Genomic DNA, 16,677 nt, shown 5'->3' on the forward strand with positions numbered 1-16,677 from the left:
GGTCGGTCCCGGCGGACGGGTTCAGCCCCGGCACAGATCCTCCAGAACGGCGGCGAGCGCGACGACGCCCGCGTGGCAGTCGGCGGGCTCGGCGAACTCGCGCGGCGAGTGCGACACTCCGGTGGGATTGCGGACGAACAGCATCGCGGTGGGCACTCCGGCGACCGCGAGGACCCCGGCGTCGTGTCCGGCTCCCGTCGGCACGGCGGCCACGCCGGCTGTCCCGTACGAACCGGACCCGGAAGTGGAGTCCGTGGACGCGAGGCCGGCGGACGCGGCGGCGGCGACGCGGTCCCGCAGCGACGCCTCGAACACGACCTCGGGCGTCCACGACTCGCACGCCACGTCGGCGGCCCCCGGACCGCTCGCCGCCAGCTCGGCGACCAGCCGGCGGACCCGCTCCTCGTCCGCGCCCCTGGCGTCCAGCCACGCAGACACGCGGGACGGGATGGCGTTGGCGCTGCCCGGCTCGACGCGTACCTTGCCGAAGGTCGCGAGGGCGTCGTGCCGCTCGGCGGCGGCGCGGGCGTCGAGCACGGCGCGGGCGTAGGCGAGCATCGGATCGTCCCGGTCGGCCAGCGCGGTCGTGCCCGCGTGGTTCGCCTCGCCGTGGAAGTCGAACCGCCACCGGCCGTGCGGCCAGATCGCCTCGGCGACGCCGACCGGCTCCCGGAGGGCGCGGCCCTGCTCGACGTGGAGCTCCACGAAGACCCCCACCCTGGCCAGGGTCTCGGGGTCGGCGCCGAGATCCCCGGGGCGCCGACCCGCCCGCGCCAGCACCTCGGCCAGCGTGTCGCCCTCGTCGTCGGTCAACCGCCGCGCCCGGTCGGGGTCAAGCACGCCGGTGAGCAGCCGAGAGCCCACGCACGGCACGCCGAACCGCGCGCCCTCCTCGTCGGTGAAACAGACGACGCCGAGCGGCCGTACCGGCTCGAAGCCGCGGGCGCGCAGCAGGTCGACGGCCAGGAACGCGGAGACCACGCCCAGTGGGCCGTCGAAGGCGCCGCCGTCCCGGACCGAGTCGAGGTGGCTTCCCGTCACCACCCCGGAGTCTCCGGCGGACGCGCCCGCCGAAGCGGGCCGCCACCAGGCCCAGAGATTGCCGTTGCGATCCTCGTCCAAGTCCAGCCCGCGCCGCGCCGCCTCCTGACGGAACCACTCGCGCAGCTCCAGGTCGGCCGGGGACCAGGCGTCCCTGCAATATCCACCGCTACGGGCGCTCCGCCCGATTTCCGAGAGAGCCTCAAGCACGGCGCCATCCTAGTGAATGGACCCATTCAGCCGGAACCGGTCATCACCTCGGCTCAGACGGGCGGAAAGCCGGAAGGACGGATCGTGATCTCGGTGATCTGGGCATCCGGGGTGGCGGTCGCCGCCGCGAGCACGGCCTTGGCGACCGACTCCGGGGCGATGTACCGGGCCGCCTCGTAGTCGCCGCCCTCCTGCTCCCGCACGTCTTTCTGCATGTCGGTGGCGATGCGGCCGGGATAGATGGTGGCGACGCGCACGCCGTTCGAATGCTCCTCAAGACGCAGCGCGTCCGCGAAGGCCCGCAGCGCGAACTTGCTCGCCGCGTACGCGCCCCAGCCCGGGTTGACCCGCTGCCCGGAGGTCGAGTTGATCAGGACGACCTGCCCGCGCGCCGCGCGCAGCGCGGGCAGCAGCAGCCGGGTCAGCTCGGTCACCGCGAACAGGTTGACCTCGAAGGTCCACCGCCAGTCCTCGACCGGGGCCTCCCCGACCTCGCCGAGCCGTGCGACGCCGGCGCTGTGGACGAGCAGGTCAAGCCGGTCGAAGTCCGCCACGTCGGAGGCGGTGACAGAGGTCAGCTCGACCGGCCAGGGCCGCGCGCCGGGAAGCTCGGCGCACACGGCGTCCAGCGCGGCTCGGTCGCGGCCGCCCAACAGCAGATCATGCGTCGGAGCGAGAGCCCGCGCGACGGCCGCGCCCACCCCGCGAGATGCTCCGGTCACCAAAGCAACAGGTCGTTCCGTCATTGGCCCACCATAGTGATCCGGCCAGGCCATCCGTGAACGCGCGTCACCGTACCCAGGGAGCAGGTCCACACCTCGGCCACGCGCGACCGGGCCGGTCAACGTGCGGGCTTTACCCGGACCTGGCCGAGCATGTTCCTCTTGTAGGGTCGCTGCCGTATCCGTCGAGCACGTCGAAGGTCCAGAGCGGAGCGGCATACATTGCGCGGAAAACGACGAGCGTCGACCGGTGTGGGAAAATCCATCGCCTTCGCGGTCCTGGCGTTTTTCACCATGGCAGTGGGACTCCTGCAGATCGGCGACGGTGCGGCCGAGTACCGGCGTTTTCAGAGCGCGCTCCCTTGCCGCGCCGAACCGGCGGAATGGGATAACGCGAGCTACTGCCATGAGCTCCGGGCGAGGGTGACGAAGAAGATCCACCCGCCCAACATCCGCGGCTCTCAGTCGAATCCCCGGCTGGAAGTCGAGGAGCTCGACCGTGACCGGCCGTACAAGGTGATCTTTCCGGTCAGGACGTCGTCGATGGTGACCGTCGCCGACGAGATCCTGGTGCGCAAATGGGAAGACAAGGTCGTCCAGATAATGGCGGCGGGACGATGGTGGGATACGCCGGAAATCCCGGTGGACGATCCCACCAGGGAGATGCGTATCGCCGGGCTTTCCGGCGCCGTGCTGCTTTTCATCATCGCTTTCGGAGTGCTGCCCCGACTCCCCGCCAGGACGCCCGCCGGTGAGCGCCGGAGGAAGACCTTCATGATGGTGATGCTTCCCATCGCGGTCACCGGCCTGGCGGGGATCCTCCTCGGCTCGGCCGGGTGGACGCGATACCTCCTGGTGTCCGGCGGGATTCTCATCCTCGCCGCCGCGGTATCGGCCGGGATCGTCTTTCTCGGTACTCGCTCCCCGGAGCGCCTCACCAAGATCACCGGGCGGATCAGGTAGGCGTCGCAACCGCCCGGGACATGACGCGAGGTCAGGGGTGGAAGACGCCGGTCTGGTCGGTCATCCGCTCGTACTCGTCGAGCCGGGCCTGGGTGCGCAGCGGGGCCGCGTCCGCCATCGCCTCCACCAGCGCCATGGCCAGGGCCATCGGCGCCGTGTGCGAGTCGAACACGAGCCGCTCCCCGACCGGCGCGTCCATCACGACGTCGGCGGGGAACGGCACGTCCGGCCGGTCGGTGATCACGGCGGTGCGCAGCCCCAGTTCCTTCGCCTGTTCCAGCGCCCGTACCGCCTCTGCCGGATATCTGGGCAGGATGACGGCGAGCAGCCACCCGGCGCCGGCTCTGCGGGCCGCGTACAGGCCGTCGGTCAGCTCCGACCCGCCGTGGACGAGCAGCCGCACATCGGGGTGGATGCGCCGGGCGTAGTACGCGAACGTGGTGGCGAGGCCGCTCGACACGCGCAGACCGAGGACCGGCAGCGGCTCGGACGCGGCCAGGGCCGTACCGACCTCGCGGAGGGAGCCGGCGAGACCGGCGGCCGGGCCGGTGGCGGCCAGCCGGTCCCGGACGAGGGTCAGGTTGCGGATCTCGCCGTCCATCGCCTCGCACAGCAGCCGGTCGGGCTCGGGGCGGCCGGGCTCGCCGCCGTCCGCCCCGTTCCCGCCGACGACCAGAGGACGCAGCGCGTGACGCAGGTCGAGATATCCCGAGAAGCCGAGGGCCATCGCGAAGCGCGTCACGGACGGCTGGCTGACCCCGGCACGCTCGGCCAGCTCGACGCTGGACAGGAAGATCGCCTCGTCGAGGTGCCCTCGGAGGTAGTGGGCGATCCGGCGTTGAACGGGCGACAGCCGCCGGCCGTCCAACAGCCGGTCAAGTCCACCACTCACACTGCCCCCAACGCGGCGTCCCCCTCCTCCTCATCCCCAAGATCGGGAACGGAGGCGTCGCGCATGGGAACCGGGATGTCGTGCTCGCGGGCGACGGTGACGGCCGTCTCGTACCCGGCGTCCACGTGGCGGATCACGCCCATGCCGGGATCGTTGGTCAGCACGCGGCGCAGCTTCTCGCCCGCGAGGGCCGTGCCGTCGGCCACGGTGACCTGGCCCGCGTGGATCGAGCGGCCGATGCCGACGCCGCCTCCGTGATGGATCGACACCCAGGACGCGCCGGACGCGACGTTGACCATCGCGTTGAGCAGCGGCCAGTCGGCGATCGCGTCGGAGCCGTCCGCCATCCCCTCGGTCTCCCGGTACGGCGAGGCCACGCTGCCGCAGTCGAGGTGGTCGCGGCCGATGACGATGGGCGCGCTGATCTGCCCGGACGCCACCATGTCGTTGAACCGCTCGCCCGCCCGGTCGCGCTCGCCGTACCCGAGCCAGCAGATGCGCGCGGGCAGGCCCTGGAAGTGGACCTTCTCCCCGGCCATCCGGATCCACCGGGCGAGCTGCTCGTTCTCGGGGAACAGCTCCAGGATGGCGCGGTCGGTCTCGGCGATGTCGCGCGGGTCTCCGGAGAGCGCGGCCCAGCGGAACGGGCCCTTGCCCTCGCAGAACAGCGGCCGGATATACGCGGGCACGAACCCCGGGAAGTCGAACGCCCTGGTGTAGCCGGCGAGCTTGGCCTCACCTCTGATCGAGTTGCCGTAGTCGAACACCTCGGCCCCGGCGTCCTGGAACCCGACCATCGCCTCGACGTGCCGGGCCATGGCCTCCCGCGCCCGGCGGGTGAAGGCGGCCGGGTCCTTGTCCCGCTCGGCCGCCATGTCCTCGAACGCGACGCCGAGCGGCAGGTACATCAACGGGTCGTGCGCGCTCGTCTGGTCCGTCACGACGTCGATCTCCGCGCCGCGCCGCAGCAGCTCCGGTACGGCGTCCGCCGCGTTGGCCTCGACGCCGATCGACAGCGGCTCCCGCCGGTCGCGCGCCTCGTACGCGAGACGCAGCGCCTCGTCGAGCGAGGACGCGTGGACGTCGAGGTAGCGGTGCTCGATCCGGCGGGTGATGCTGCGCGGGTCGCAGTCGATGCAGATGGCGACGCCGCCGTTCATGGTGACCGCGAGCGGCTGGGCGCCGCCCATCCCGCCGAGACCGGCGGTCAGGGTGATCGTGCCGGCCAGGGAGCCGCCGAACCTCTTGGCCGCGACGGCCGCGAACGTCTCGTAGGTGCCCTGGAGGATGCCCTGGGTGCCGATGTAGATCCAGGATCCGGCCGTCATCTGGCCGTACATCGTGAGCCCGGCGGCCTCCAGCCTGCGGAACTCCTCCCAGTTCGCCCAGTCGGGCACAAGGTTGGAGTTGGCGATGAGCACCCGGGGCGCCCACTCGTGGGTCTGCATCACGCCCACCGGCCGTCCCGACTGGACGAGCAGCGTCTCGTCGGCCTCCAGGCCCGTCAGCGCGCGGACGATCGCGTGGTAGGACGGCCAGTCCCGCGCCGCCCGGCCCGAGCCGCCGTAGACGACGAGTTGCTCGGGGTGCTCGGCCACCTCGGGGTCCAGATTGTTGCGCAACATACGGAGGGCGGCCTCCTGCGGCCACCCCTTGGCGGTGAGCGTGTTGCCGCGCGGCGCGCGAACGACGGGCATCGGGCGACCTCCTGAATGAAGGCATTCACATTTGTCACCCGAAGGATACGGCGGAAGGCGGCGGCGGGGCACCCCACGTCGAGACGGGGGACGCCCCGCCCACAGCCGGGCTCCAGGACGCACCGCACGCGTTCACCCCCGGAGCCGGCCATGGCGAAGGAGAGGTTCCGCACCTCCTGTCCTCCCCGGTCCACCGCCCCTCCACCGGGTCAGCGCGGTAAAGGGTCCGTACGGCTTCCACATAACCGCAGGTCACCGGACATCCATTCGATTCAGAACACCATTTCTGAATGTCATGCTTTCCAGTCAGGACGCGGTGGTGGGCGTCCTTTCGGCCCGTACGGCCCGGGCCAGGCCCGCGATGACGAACGCGAGGGCGACCAGCAGCGCGCCGGCCCACAGCGGGGAGCGATAGCCGAGGCCCGCGCCGATGGCGACGCCGCCCAGCAGGGGTCCGGCGGCGGCGCCCACGTTGAGGGCGGCGGTGGCGAAGGCCCCGCCCAGGGACGGCGCCTCGGCCGCCGCGTAGAGCACCCGCGTGATCAGGGTCGAGCCCACGGCGAACGAGAGCGTCCCCTGGACGAAGACGAGCACGACCATCACCACCGGGTTGCCGGCCGCGACCGCGAACAGGAGCCATCCGGCGAGCAGCGCCGGTCCTCCGACCAGCAGGAGCCGCACCGGCCGCGCGTCGGACATCCGGCCGGCCACGGTCACACCGGTGAACGAGCCGAGCCCGAACAGCGCGAGCATGACCGGCACCCACCCGTTCCCGAAGCCGCCGACCTCGGTGACCAACGGAGCCAGATAGGTGAACGCGCAGAAGGTCGCGCCGTTCACCAGGGCGCCGAGGAGCAGGGTCACGATCAACCGGGGGTCGCGCAGCGCCCGCAGTTCCCGGCGGGCGCTCGGCCCGGCCGCGACCCGCTCCCCCTGCGCTCCGGCCCGCGCCGTCCCGTCCGGCTGCGTGGACGGCTCCATGGACGGTGCCGTGGCCGGGACCGAGCGCAGGATCGCGACGACGGCCGGTACGCAGACCAGGGCCACGGCCCAGAACGCCGCGCGCCAGCCCCACATCTGGCCGAGCAGGGCGCCCGCGGGCACGCCCACGACGCACGCGACGGTGACGCCGCCGAGCAGGACGGACGTGGCCCGGCCCTTGGCGTCGGCGGCGACCATGCCGGTGGCGGTCGCGATCGCCACGGCGAGGAATCCCGCGTTCGCCAGCGCCCCGACCACCCGGGTGGCGAGCAGGACGCCGAACGAGGTGGTGACCGCGCCCAGCACGTGGACGAGCATGAAGACGATCAGGAAGACCAGCAGCGCCGTACGCCTCGGCCAGCGCAGGCTGAGGATCGCGGCCGACGGCGCACCGACGATCATGCCGACGGCGAACGCCGAGGTCAGCGCTCCGGCGGACGGGATGGACACGTTCAGATCGGCGGCGATGCCCGGTACCAGCCCGGACAGCATGAACTCGGACGTCCCCTGGGCGAAGACCGCCAGCCCGAGGATATAGATGGCGAATGGCATGAAGAGACCCCACTACCGCGTCGCGGACAGATGACGAGGAAGCGACGGGCTGACGCCGCGCCCGGATCGGGCGGCGCGGAGCGCCGGTCCGGCAGGGGCGCGGGCCGCCCGCGCGTGACGGCTCCCGGGACGACGGCGCCGGCCGCCACCACGAGACCGGGTGGACGGCGAGAACCGATCCGGGGAGAAGGACAGCCCGTGCAACGGCGATTCGGTGGCGGCCAGGCGCGGCGGACATACCGCCGCAGAAGTGCCCTACGTCAGGAAGGCCCGCAACAGGACGCGCTACGCGTCAGGCACGACGAAGCCCCATCACGAGATGACGTCGACGACGACATGGCGTGATCGCGAAGGAGGCCACCGCAAAAGCCGGCGGCTAGCGTCTTGACGCCTCGGGGCTGGACATGGCCGGAACCCTAGTGAAATCGGCGGCGTCCCGTCCACCGGTTATCCACTTCGCGGTCTCCCACCGAGGCGAACCGGCGCGCGTTCGTGACCGCCCGAGGGGCCTGCGGGATCCCGCGCCCTCCGAACCTGTGTGTATCCAGGCGTGGACGTACGGGATCCCGGACGGCGCGTCAGGAGGCGACGAGGAACTGGGTGGCGGCGAGTTCCCGGTAGAGGTCGTCGGCCTCGACCAGCTCTTCATGGGTGCCGGAGGCGCGGACCCGGCCCGCCTCCATGACGATGATGCGGTCGGCGCCGGTGACCGTGGACAGGCGGTGCGCGATCACCAGAACCGTGGTCTCGCGCGCCACCTCGGCCACCACCTCGCGCAGGCGCAGCTCGTTGACGGCGTCGAGCTGCGAGGTCGCCTCGTCCAGGAGCAGCAGGCGCGGCCTGCGCAGCAGGGCCCGCGCGATCGCGACCCGCTGCCGCTCGCCGCCGGAGAGCAGCACGCCGCGGTGGCCCACGGCGGTGTCGAGGCCCTGGGGCAGCCGCTCCACCAGGTCATCCAGGCGCGTCCGGGCGAGCGCGTGTGCGATCTCCTCATCGGTGACGCCGGGGGCGGCGAAGGTGAGGTTCTCGCGGAGCGTCCCGGCGAGGATGGGCGCGTCCTGCTCCACGTAGCCGAGCGCGGCGCGCAGCTCGTCGAGCGGCCAGTCGCGGATGTCGCGGCCGTCCACGGCGATGACCCCGGAGCCGGGCTCGTAGAACCGCTCGACCAGGCCGAACACCGTGGACTTGCCCGCTCCCGACGGGCCGACGAGCGCGGTCATGCCGCCCACCGGGACCTCGAAGGTCACGCCGTCGTGGATCACCGGCCGGTCGTCGGCGTATCGGAAGCGGACGTCGGTGAAGGTGACGCCGGCGGGCGCGCCGCCGCCCGCGACGACGGAGACCGGCGGCTCGGCGGGGAGCTGGGCGATCTCCTCGATGCGGGTCACCGCGGCCAGGCCGTTCTGCATCTGGGTGAGGCTCTGCACGAGCTGCCCGATCGGCGAGACCAGATAGAACAGGTACAGCAGGAACGCGATCAGCGCCGAGATCTCCATCGCGCCGCTCGCCACCCGGGCCCCGCCCACGCCGAGCACGGCGAGGAACGCGAACTGCACCGCCATCCACGCGCTGATGTCCGTGGCGGAGCTCCACGCGGCGGCCGTCACGCCCCGGTCCCGCGCCCGGGTGGCGGCGACGGTCACGGCCGCGATCTCGCGGGCCTCCGCGCCGCTCGCCTTGACCGTACGGAACGCCTGGAGCGCCCGGTCGAGCGTGGAGCTCATCTCGCCGAGCGCCTCCTGCGCCTGGAGGGACGCCCGTCTGATCTTCGGGGCGATGAAGGCGCCGGCGACGCCGACCAGGGCCACCACGCCCAGCGTCACCAGCAGGAGCACCCAGTCCATGATCGCCATCATCACCACGGCGCCGACGAACATGAACACGGAGCTGACCACTCCGGCCAGGGAGTCGGTGCAGACGCTGCGCAGCAGCGTCGTGTCGGAGCTGACCCGTGAGAGCAGGTCGCCGGGCTTGAGCCGGTCCACGTCGGCCACGCGAAGCCGCAGCATCCGGTCCACGAGGTTCCGCCTGGAGGCGAGCACGACACCCTCGCCCATCCGTTCGAGCAGGAACCGTCCCCCGGCGGACACCACCGCGCCGGCCAGCACCGCCACCGACAGTCCGATGATCGGGCCCACCAGGTCGGCCCCCTGCCCGAAGGCGTCGATCACGGTCTTCGCCAGCAGCGGCATCGCGAGCCCGGCGAGACTGCCGACGAGGCTGAGCGCGCCGCCGAGCAGCAGGGCCCGCTTGTGCGGACGGATCTGCTCGATCAGTAATCGCCAGGGTCCGCGCTTGGCGATGCCGGTCATTTTCAGCGGCCCCCGGGCAGCCTCCCCCCGCCGAACTTCCTGTGGATCGCCTGCCTGCCGACTTCCAGGGCTTGCGCTATCCGCCCCCATGAGCTCCCCTGCACACGGGCTCGCCGTACCCGCACGGCGGCCAGCCGATTGACCTGCCGGCGCGGCTCGGCGGCGGCCCGGAGCACGTGCGGCGGGTCGTCCCCTCCGCTTCGGTCACCAGAGCCACCGGTTCTCCGTTCATGGTGTCAACACCAGTTGACGCACCAGAAATGACGGGAACGAGCCGTTTCGCCCGCCGACGCCGTCGTGATCAACGCCCGGGGGCGGCCTGTAGTGCCCGGCCCCGGAAGGTTGACGGCGGATCACCGCTGGGCGCCGGCCTCCTGAAGCGGTCGAGGACGGTACGCGCGGAACGCGGGCACGGACAGGCCCACGATGATGACGGCGACGGCGCAGAGCACCCCGCCTCCCACCCAGGCGGGCACCAGGCCGACCGCCGCGGCCGTCGCTCCCGCCCTCATGTCGCCGAGCCGCGGCCCGCCCGCGACCACGACGTAGAAGACGCCCTGGAGACGGCCGCGCATCTCGTCCGGCGCGTACGTCTGGAGGATGGTCTGCCGCCACACCGCCGAGACCAGGTCGGCGAAACCGCCCGCCGCGAGCAGCGCGACGACCAGCCACAGCTGCTGGGCCAGCCCGGCGGCGGCCACCGTGAGCCCCCACAGCGCGATGACGAAGGTCAGGGCCACGCCCTGCCGGCGGACCCGGCCCACCCAGCCGGAGAACACGCCCCCGACGACCGCCCCGAGCGCCACGCTCGCCGACAACCAGCCGAACGCCATCTCCGAACCCTCGAAGCGCGTCGCGGCGAGTTCGGGATAGAGCGCCCGCGGCAGCGCGAAGGCCATGGCGATGATGTCCACGACGAACGACATCAGCACGACCGGATTGCCCATGATGTACCGCAGGCCGTCCACCACCGCGCGCACGCCCGGCGCGGTGGACTCGCCCAGCGGTTCGAGCCGCGGCAGCCGGGCGGCCGCGTAGAGGGTGGCGCCGAACAGGAGCGCGTCGATGAGGTAGGCCATGCCGGCTCCGCCTCGGGCGAGCACGAAACCGCCGAGCAGCGGCCCGAGCACGGAGGCGAGGCTGCCCAGGGTGTAGTTCAGCGTGTTGGCCGACGGCACCAGCTCGGCGGGCACCAGCCTCGGGATGATCGCGACGCGGGTGGGCGAGGACACCGCCACACCGATGGACTGCACGGCGACGGCCGCCATCAGCAGCCAGATATTCGACAGGAAGAACGCGTTGAAGAGCAGCGCCAGCGTGGCCGCCCAGCTGATCAGGGAGCAGACGAGCAACAGCTTGCGGCGGTCCACCGCGTCGGCGATCGCACCGCCCCACAGCCCGAACACGACCAGCGGCACCAGCGCCACCGGGCCGAGCATCCCGACCCACAACGACGACTTGGTGAGCGCGTAGACCTGGGCGCTGACCGCGACCGCGGTGAGCTGGAACCCGATGAACGAGAGGGCCTGGCCGAACAGCAGGCGGCGGAAGTGCGGGATCGCGAGCGGCCTCGTGTCCAGAAAATGCCGACGTATGAACCCTTGGACACCCACCGTTTGCTCAGCCACGATCATCCACCATCCCACGCCGTGAAATTTCCGGCGCTTGGGGGTGGCAATACACGTTCGGGGCTCAGCCCCGGCGGTCGCGCCGCCGGGTCACGGCCGGGATGTCGAGGCCGCGGGACCGCTGGCGCGGCGCGGGAAGGCGGCGAAGGCGGAAGCGCCAGTGGGCCGTGGAGAGCTCCCGGCGGCGGGCTCTCCGCTGCGGCGCGGGGAGGTCGTGGCGGCCGGAGACGAACTCCTGGACGGCGATCTTGATCCGGATGGCGGGCCGCCGCCACCGTTCCTCCCGGTGGGCGGCCCGCGCCATCCGCCGGGGCTTGGGCCGCCTGGCTCCCTCGGCGTAGAACCAGCGGGCCCACGGGGAGCCGGGCCGGGCCAGCCGTACCGCGCCGGCGTAGACGATCGGCGGGAGGAAGAGCCCGAGAAGACCACTCCAGATCTTGCCCTTGAGCAAGGTGATCACGGCGAAGAGAAGGTTCACGACGAGGAAGCCCGCCGCGAACCACCTGCCCTCGGGGGTGCCGTCAGAGGTGTCCCAGCCGAGTGGACGCAGGCCGAGCAGCAGCAGGCCGGTCGCGGCGACCGCCACGAAGACCGCGTCCACCGAGGTGCGGCCCTCCCGCGACCAGTAGACGTCTCTCAGATGCAGGATCAGCGCGAACTCGTCCAGCACGAGGGCCGAGCCGACCCCGAACACCGCCGCCGTGAACGCGTACCAGCCGGTGGAGATGCCCGAGACGACGAGACTGGAGACGCCGCCGAGCATCATGAGCACCACGCCGAAGACGACGTGGTGGATGTGCATCTCGCCGACGCTGACGTTTCCGAACCACCAGCGCACCCGGGATCTGATCAACCGCACGTTGATCCGCGTGAACACGAACGCCACGATCAACGCGACGAAGAAGCAGAACAGCGGCAGCCGATGCGTCTCCACCACGCTCTCGTGAAACCAGTCGGCCAATGTCGTACGCCCCCCGGCGATGGTCCTGCCCCCTTACGTCATCTTCGCCCCACTTGAGGGCGCCCCCTGATCCACCGGTCGCCCGACCGCCTGCCTTGCCGGCTGGGACCGGCTCAGGCGAGGAAGCCGCGCAGCAGCGCCGCCGTCCCCTCCAGATGCTCGGCCACCGCCCGCCGGGCCGCCTCCGGGTCGCGGGCCAGGATCGCCTCCACGATCGCGGCGTGCTGGACGGAGGCGTGCTCGATGTTGGGCCCCAGCACCGGGATGGCGTTGAGCAGGTCGGTCACCCGCAGCCGGGCGTCCGCGCAGGCGGCGGCCAGCAGCGACGAGCCGGTCAGCTCGGCGATCGACAGGTGGAAGGCCGTGTCCAGCCGCCGGTAGTCCTCCGGAGCGGCCTCGTTCACGTCCTCCAGCCGCCGGACGAGCGTCGCGCGCTGGGCGGGCGACAGTTCGGCGCTCGCCAGAACCTCGGCCGCGCCGCACTCGACCGCCATCCGGAAGGTCAGCGCGTCCTCCAGGTCGCCCTGGCCCATCGCCGCGACCGCCCGGCGCAGGTCGCCGCTCTCCGGGCGCGGCGGCTCGTAGACGACGAACGCCCCACCGTACCGGCCGCGCCGTACGTCGAGGAAGGCGGCGTCCTGCAGCGCGCGGATCGCCTCCCGCAGCGTCACCCTGCTGATGCCGAGCTGGGCGGCCAGTTCGCGTTCGGGCGGCAGCTTCTCCCCGTGCGCGACGACCCCGAGCTTGATCGCCTGGAGCAGTCGCTCGACGGTCTCCTCGAAGGCGTTGCCCGACCTGACCGGCCGCAGCAGCGGGAGCATCGAGGGCGCGTCCACGGTGGCTCCTTCCGTTGCGGCCTGCCCGGTGACCTGCCTGCTTTCGGGGACCTTGCCGGGGGACGGCCGCGCGTGCCCACTCTCGGGCGGCCACCCGCGTGCGGACGCCGTACGAACGCGTCCCGGCGCGCCCGCGGGAAACGCCGGCGACCGCCGGACGGGAGGCCCCATCCCATCCTTCACAGGGCGTTTCGGCCGAGATTAGCTCACACCGGTGGTTGACGCGGGCCCGGGCCGGATGCTTGCATCCATCCATTGGTCTGTTTCCAGACATTTGACGCCCCGAGGAGGCGGTGTGCTGACCGTCGAGCAGCTTCGCGCGGACATCGAGGCGGGCCGGGTTGACACCGTCCTGCTGGGGATCACCGACATGCAGGGCCGGCTGCAGGGCAAGCGGCTGTCCGCCCGCTACTTCCTCGACGAGGTGCTCGAACACGCCGCCGAGGGGTGCAACTACCTGCTCGCCGTGGACGTCGACATGAACACCGTGGACGGCTACGCCATGTCCTCCTGGGAGCGCGGGTACGGCGACTTCGTGATGCGGCCCGACCTGGCGACCCTGCGCCGGGTGCCGTGGCAGGAGGGCACCGCCCTGCTCCTGGCCGACCTGGTCTGGGAGGACGGCTCCGACGTCTTACCCTCCCCCCGCCAGATCCTGCGCCGGCAGATCGAGCGGCTCGCGGCGTACGGCTGGACCGCCTTCGTCGGCACGGAGCTGGAGTTCTGCGTCTACGACGACACGTACGAGGAGGCGTGGCGGCGCGGCTACCGCGACCTGATCCCCGCCAACGCCTACAACGTGGACTACTCGCTGCTCGGCACGGCGAGGATCGAACCGCTGCTGCGCAAGATCCGGCTCGGCATGGAGGGCGCCGGCCTGTACGTCGAGTCGGCGAAGGGCGAGTGCAACCTCGGGCAGCACGAGATCGCCTTCCGGTTCACCGACGCGCTGACGACATGCGACAACCACGTCTTCTACAAGAACGGCGCCAAGGAGATCGCCGCCCAGGAGGGCAGGTCGATCACCTTCATGGCCAAGCCGAACCAGCGTGAGGGGAACTCCTGCCACGTCCACATCTCGCTGCGCGACGCCGACGGCGCGCCGGTGATGGCGGGGCGGGAGCCGTACGGACTGTCGAGGGTCGGCGAGCACTTCATCGCGGGCCAGCTCGCCGCGCTGCGGGAGCTCACCCTCTTCTACGCGCCGAACATCAACTCCTACAAGCGGTTCGTTCCGGGCAGCTTCGCGCCGACCGCGGTGAAGTGGGGCGTGGACAACCGCACCTGCTCGCTGCGCCTGGTCGGGCACGGCCCCTCGCTGCGGATCGAGAACCGGGTGCCCGGCGGGGACGTCAACCCCTACCTCGCGGTGGCCGCGCTGATCGCCGCCGGGCTGCGCGGCATCGAGCACGAGCTGCCCCTTGAGGAGCCGTGCGGCGGCAACGCGTACGCGTCGGGCGCCGCGACGGTGCCGGGCACGCTGCGCGACGCGCTCGCCCTGTGGGAGGGCTCGGCGCTCGCCGAGGAGGCGTTCGGAAAGGACGTCGTGGACCACTACGCCAACAACGCCAGGGTCGAGATTGCCGCGTTCGACGCGGCGGTGACGGACTGGGAGCTCTTCCGGGGGTTCGAGCGACTGTGAAGATCGTCAATCCGGCGACCGAGGACGTGATCGCCGACATCGAGATGGCCGACGCGGCCGAGGTCGACCGCGCGGTGGAGCGGGCCAGGGCCGCGTTCGCGTCCTGGCGGGCGACGGCGCCGGGCGACCGGGCCCGGCTGCTGCGGCGGTTCGCCCGCCTGGTGGACGACCACGCCGAGGAGCTGGCCCGGCTGGAGATCGCCAATGCCGGGCACACGGTCGGCAACGCCCGCTGGGAGGCGGGCAACGTCCGCGACGTGCTCGACTTCTACGCCGGTGCGCCCGAACGCCACCACGGCGCGCAGATCCCGGTGCCGGGCGGCGTGGATGTCACCTTCCACGAGCCGCTCGGCGTCGTGGGGGTGATCGTGCCGTGGAACTTCCCCATGGTGATCATGATGTGGGCTGTCGCCCCGGCGCTCGCCGCCGGGAACGCGGTCATCGTGAAACCCGCCGAGTGGACCCCGCTCACCGCGCTCCGGCTGGCCGAGCTGGCCCTGGAGGCCGGCCTGCCCGAGGGGGTGCTCCAGGTCCTCCCCGGGGCCGGGGAGGTCGCGGGCGCCCGGCTGGTCGAGCATCCGGACGTACCCAAGATCGTGTTCACCGGCTCGACCGAGGTCGGCCGGCTCATCGGGGCCACGGCCGCCGCGCGGGTGAAGCGGGTCACGCTTGAGCTCGGCGGCAAGAGCGCGAACATCGTCTTCGCCGACGCCGACCTGGACCGGGCCGTCACGTCCGCGCCGATGGCCGTGTTCGACAACTCCGGGCAGGACTGCTGCGCCCGCTCACGGCTGCTCGTGCAGCGCGAGATCTACGACGACTTCCTGGAGCGGCTCGCGGCGGCGGTGCGCGAGGTCCGGGTCGGCGACCCGCTCGACCCCGCGACCCAGATGGGGCCGCTGGTCAGCGCCGAACACCTCGCCCGGGTCGCGTCGTTCGCCGGGCCCGGGCTCACGCCGTACGCGCGGGGCGCCTGCCCGAAGGGCCGCGGCTACTGGTTCGCGCCGACCGTCCTCGCCGCCCCGCCCGGGTTCGACCCGCTCGGTTCCTCCGATGCTCCGGCGTTCCGCCGGGCGTACGAGGAGGAGATCTTCGGGCCGGTTGTGACGGTGGTCCCGTTCGACGGCGAGGAGCACGCGGTGCGTCTGGCCAACGCCACGCCGTACGGGCTGAGCGGGTCGATCTGGACCCGCGACGTCGGCCGGGCGCTGCGCGTGGCCCGCGCGGTCGAGGCCGGCAACCTGTCGGTCAACTCGCATTCGAGCGTGCGCTACTGGACGCCGTTCGGCGGGTTCAAGCAGTCGGGCCTGGGCCGGGAGCTCGGCCCGGACGCCCTCGCCGCCTTCACCGAGACCAAGAACGTCTTCATCGCAACGGAGTAGAGACCTATGCAGCGTTTGCAGGATCGTGTGGCCGTCATCACGGGCGCGGGCAGCGGCATCGGGCTCGCCACGGCGCGCCGGTTCGCCCAGGAGGGTGCGAAGGTCGTCGTGGTGGACCTCGACGAGGTGGCGGGGACCAAGGCCGCCGACGAGGTGGGCGGGCTGTACGTCAAGGCGGACGTCTCCGTCGAGGACGACGTCGTCCGGATGTTCCAGACGGCGCACGACGCCTTCGGAAGCGTGGACATCGCCTTCAACAACGCCGGCATCTCACCGCCGGAGGACGACTCGATCCTCACCACCGGCATCGACGCCTGGCGCAAGGTGCAGGAGGTCAACCTGACCTCGGTGTACTACTGCTGCAAGCACGTGATCCCGTACATGCGCCGCCAGGGCAAGGGGTCGATCGTCAACACGGCGTCGTTCGTGGCGGTGATGGGGTCGGCCACCTCGCAGATCTCCTATACGGCCTCCAAGGGCGGTGTGCTGGCGATGACCCGGGAACTGGGCGTGCAGTTCGCCCGCGAGGGCATCCGGGTGAACGCCGTGTGCCCGGGGCCGGTCGACACCCCGCTGCTGCGGGAGCTGTTCGCCAAGGACCCCGAGCGGGCGCAGCGCCGTCTGGTCCACATCCCGATCGGCCGCTTCGCGCGGGCGGAGGAGATCGCGGCGGCGGTCGCATTCCTCGCCTCCGACGACGCCTCGTTCATCACCGCGGCGGAGTTCCTGGTCGACGGCGGCATCTCCAGCGCGTACGTCACACCGCTGTAGGCCGGGTATCACTCGCTCGTGTCATGCGGTCGCGCCCGGTCGCCGCGACCGGGCGCGTCCCCGTGGCACGCCATCGGGGAGCACGAG

Annotated in this window: 13 protein-coding genes; 4 read left to right on the forward strand and 9 right to left on the reverse strand. The window is 71.9% G+C overall.

From position 1 onward, the window contains the following. Positions 1–21: 21 nt before the first annotated feature. The gene (locus AWQ71_RS00465) at positions 22–1,251 is read right to left on the reverse strand and encodes an allantoate amidohydrolase (protein ID WP_067124756.1); all 1,230 of its coding nucleotides are present in this window, start codon (positions 1,249–1,251) and stop codon (positions 22–24) included. Between the two features lie 53 nt (positions 1,252–1,304). Then, entirely contained in the window at positions 1,305–1,997 is a 693-nt protein-coding gene (locus AWQ71_RS00470) for an SDR family oxidoreductase (RefSeq protein ID WP_067124759.1), read from the reverse strand. Positions 1,998–2,267: 270 nt separating this feature from the next. On the opposite strand from AWQ71_RS00470, the gene AWQ71_RS00475 reads away from it, so the two are divergent. Continuing rightward, positions 2,268–2,936: a hypothetical protein gene (locus AWQ71_RS00475; RefSeq protein ID WP_157570118.1), complete on the forward strand. Its 669-nt coding sequence runs from the start codon at positions 2,268–2,270 to the stop codon at positions 2,934–2,936. A 31-nt stretch (positions 2,937–2,967) separates the two neighbouring features. Here the strand turns inward: AWQ71_RS00475 and AWQ71_RS00480 are convergent, their stop codons facing one another. The 7 genes from AWQ71_RS00480 to AWQ71_RS00510 all read right to left on the reverse strand — a co-directional run bounded on the left by AWQ71_RS00480 (position 2,968) and on the right by AWQ71_RS00510 (position 12,780). Further along, positions 2,968–3,828 (reverse strand): MurR/RpiR family transcriptional regulator, encoded by an 861-nt coding sequence (locus tag AWQ71_RS00480; protein ID WP_067124765.1) that lies wholly within the window; start codon positions 3,826–3,828, stop codon positions 2,968–2,970. Further along, complete coding sequence (gene hutU / locus AWQ71_RS00485) at positions 3,825–5,525, reverse strand: urocanate hydratase (protein ID WP_067124769.1); 1,701 nt, start codon at positions 5,523–5,525, stop codon at positions 3,825–3,827. Before hutU ends, AWQ71_RS00480 begins: the two co-directional genes overlap by 4 nt. Positions 5,526–5,831: 306 nt before the next feature. Further along, positions 5,832–7,058, reverse strand: a complete 1,227-nt coding sequence (locus AWQ71_RS00490) for a Cmx/CmrA family chloramphenicol efflux MFS transporter (protein ID WP_067124772.1) — start codon at positions 7,056–7,058, stop codon at positions 5,832–5,834. A gap of 578 nt (positions 7,059–7,636) precedes the next feature. Next, positions 7,637–9,370 (reverse strand): ABC transporter ATP-binding protein, encoded by a 1,734-nt coding sequence (locus tag AWQ71_RS00495; RefSeq protein ID WP_067124775.1) that lies wholly within the window; start codon positions 9,368–9,370, stop codon positions 7,637–7,639. Positions 9,371–9,723: 353 nt separating this feature from the next. Next, positions 9,724–10,998, reverse strand: coding sequence for an MFS transporter (locus AWQ71_RS00500; protein WP_245658042.1), 1,275 nt, complete (start codon positions 10,996–10,998; stop codon positions 9,724–9,726). Positions 10,999–11,062: 64 nt separating this feature from the next. Beyond that, positions 11,063–11,959: a hypothetical protein gene (locus tag AWQ71_RS00505; RefSeq protein WP_245658043.1), complete on the reverse strand. Its 897-nt coding sequence runs from the start codon at positions 11,957–11,959 to the stop codon at positions 11,063–11,065. Positions 11,960–12,072: 113 nt separating this feature from the next. Next, positions 12,073–12,780 carry a FadR/GntR family transcriptional regulator gene (locus tag AWQ71_RS00510; protein WP_067125943.1) on the reverse strand — a complete coding sequence of 236 codons (708 nt, stop codon included), beginning with the start codon at positions 12,778–12,780 and terminating at the stop codon, positions 12,073–12,075. A 253-nt stretch (positions 12,781–13,033) separates the two neighbouring features. Between AWQ71_RS00510 and AWQ71_RS00515 the strand changes: the two genes are divergently transcribed. The 3 genes from AWQ71_RS00515 to AWQ71_RS00525 are packed head-to-tail and all read left to right on the forward strand — an operon-like array spanning position 13,034 to position 16,590. Further along, entirely contained in the window at positions 13,034–14,437 is a 1,404-nt protein-coding gene (locus AWQ71_RS00515) for a glutamine synthetase family protein (protein WP_067124782.1), read from the forward strand. A gap of 44 nt (positions 14,438–14,481) precedes the next feature. Further along, positions 14,482–15,819 carry an aldehyde dehydrogenase family protein gene (locus AWQ71_RS00520; RefSeq protein ID WP_245658076.1) on the forward strand — a complete coding sequence of 446 codons (1,338 nt, stop codon included), beginning with the start codon at positions 14,482–14,484 and terminating at the stop codon, positions 15,817–15,819. Between the two features lie 6 nt (positions 15,820–15,825). Then, positions 15,826–16,590, forward strand: coding sequence for a 3-oxoacyl-ACP reductase (locus AWQ71_RS00525; protein WP_067124788.1), 765 nt, complete (start codon positions 15,826–15,828; stop codon positions 16,588–16,590). Positions 16,591–16,677: the final 87 nt, after the last annotated feature.

Origin of the sequence: Microtetraspora malaysiensis (assembly GCF_001528665.1) — a bacterium.
GTDB lineage: Bacteria > Actinomycetota > Actinomycetes > Streptosporangiales > Streptosporangiaceae > Microtetraspora_A > Microtetraspora_A malaysiensis.

Excerpts from the sequence above, each read along its gene's own strand:
- AWQ71_RS00470 (WP_067124759.1), bottom strand. The coding sequence starts at position 1,997 with ATGACGGAACGACCTGTTGCTTTGGTGACCGGAGCATCTCGCGGGGTG.
- AWQ71_RS00475 (WP_157570118.1), top strand. The coding sequence starts at position 2,268 with ATGGCAGTGGGACTCCTGCAGATCGGCGACGGTGCGGCCGAGTACCGG.
- hutU (WP_067124769.1), bottom strand. The coding sequence starts at position 5,525 with ATGCCCGTCGTTCGCGCGCCGCGCGGCAACACGCTCACCGCCAAGGGG.
- AWQ71_RS00490 (WP_067124772.1), bottom strand. The coding sequence starts at position 7,058 with ATGCCATTCGCCATCTATATCCTCGGGCTGGCGGTCTTCGCCCAGGGG.
- AWQ71_RS00495 (WP_067124775.1), bottom strand. The coding sequence starts at position 9,370 with ATGACCGGCATCGCCAAGCGCGGACCCTGGCGATTACTGATCGAGCAG.
- AWQ71_RS00510 (WP_067125943.1), bottom strand. The coding sequence starts at position 12,780 with ATGCTCCCGCTGCTGCGGCCGGTCAGGTCGGGCAACGCCTTCGAGGAG.
- AWQ71_RS00515 (WP_067124782.1), top strand. The coding sequence starts at position 13,034 with ATGCTTGCATCCATCCATTGGTCTGTTTCCAGACATTTGACGCCCCGA.
- AWQ71_RS00520 (WP_245658076.1), top strand. The coding sequence starts at position 14,482 with ATGGCCGACGCGGCCGAGGTCGACCGCGCGGTGGAGCGGGCCAGGGCC.
- AWQ71_RS00525 (WP_067124788.1), top strand. The coding sequence starts at position 15,826 with ATGCAGCGTTTGCAGGATCGTGTGGCCGTCATCACGGGCGCGGGCAGC.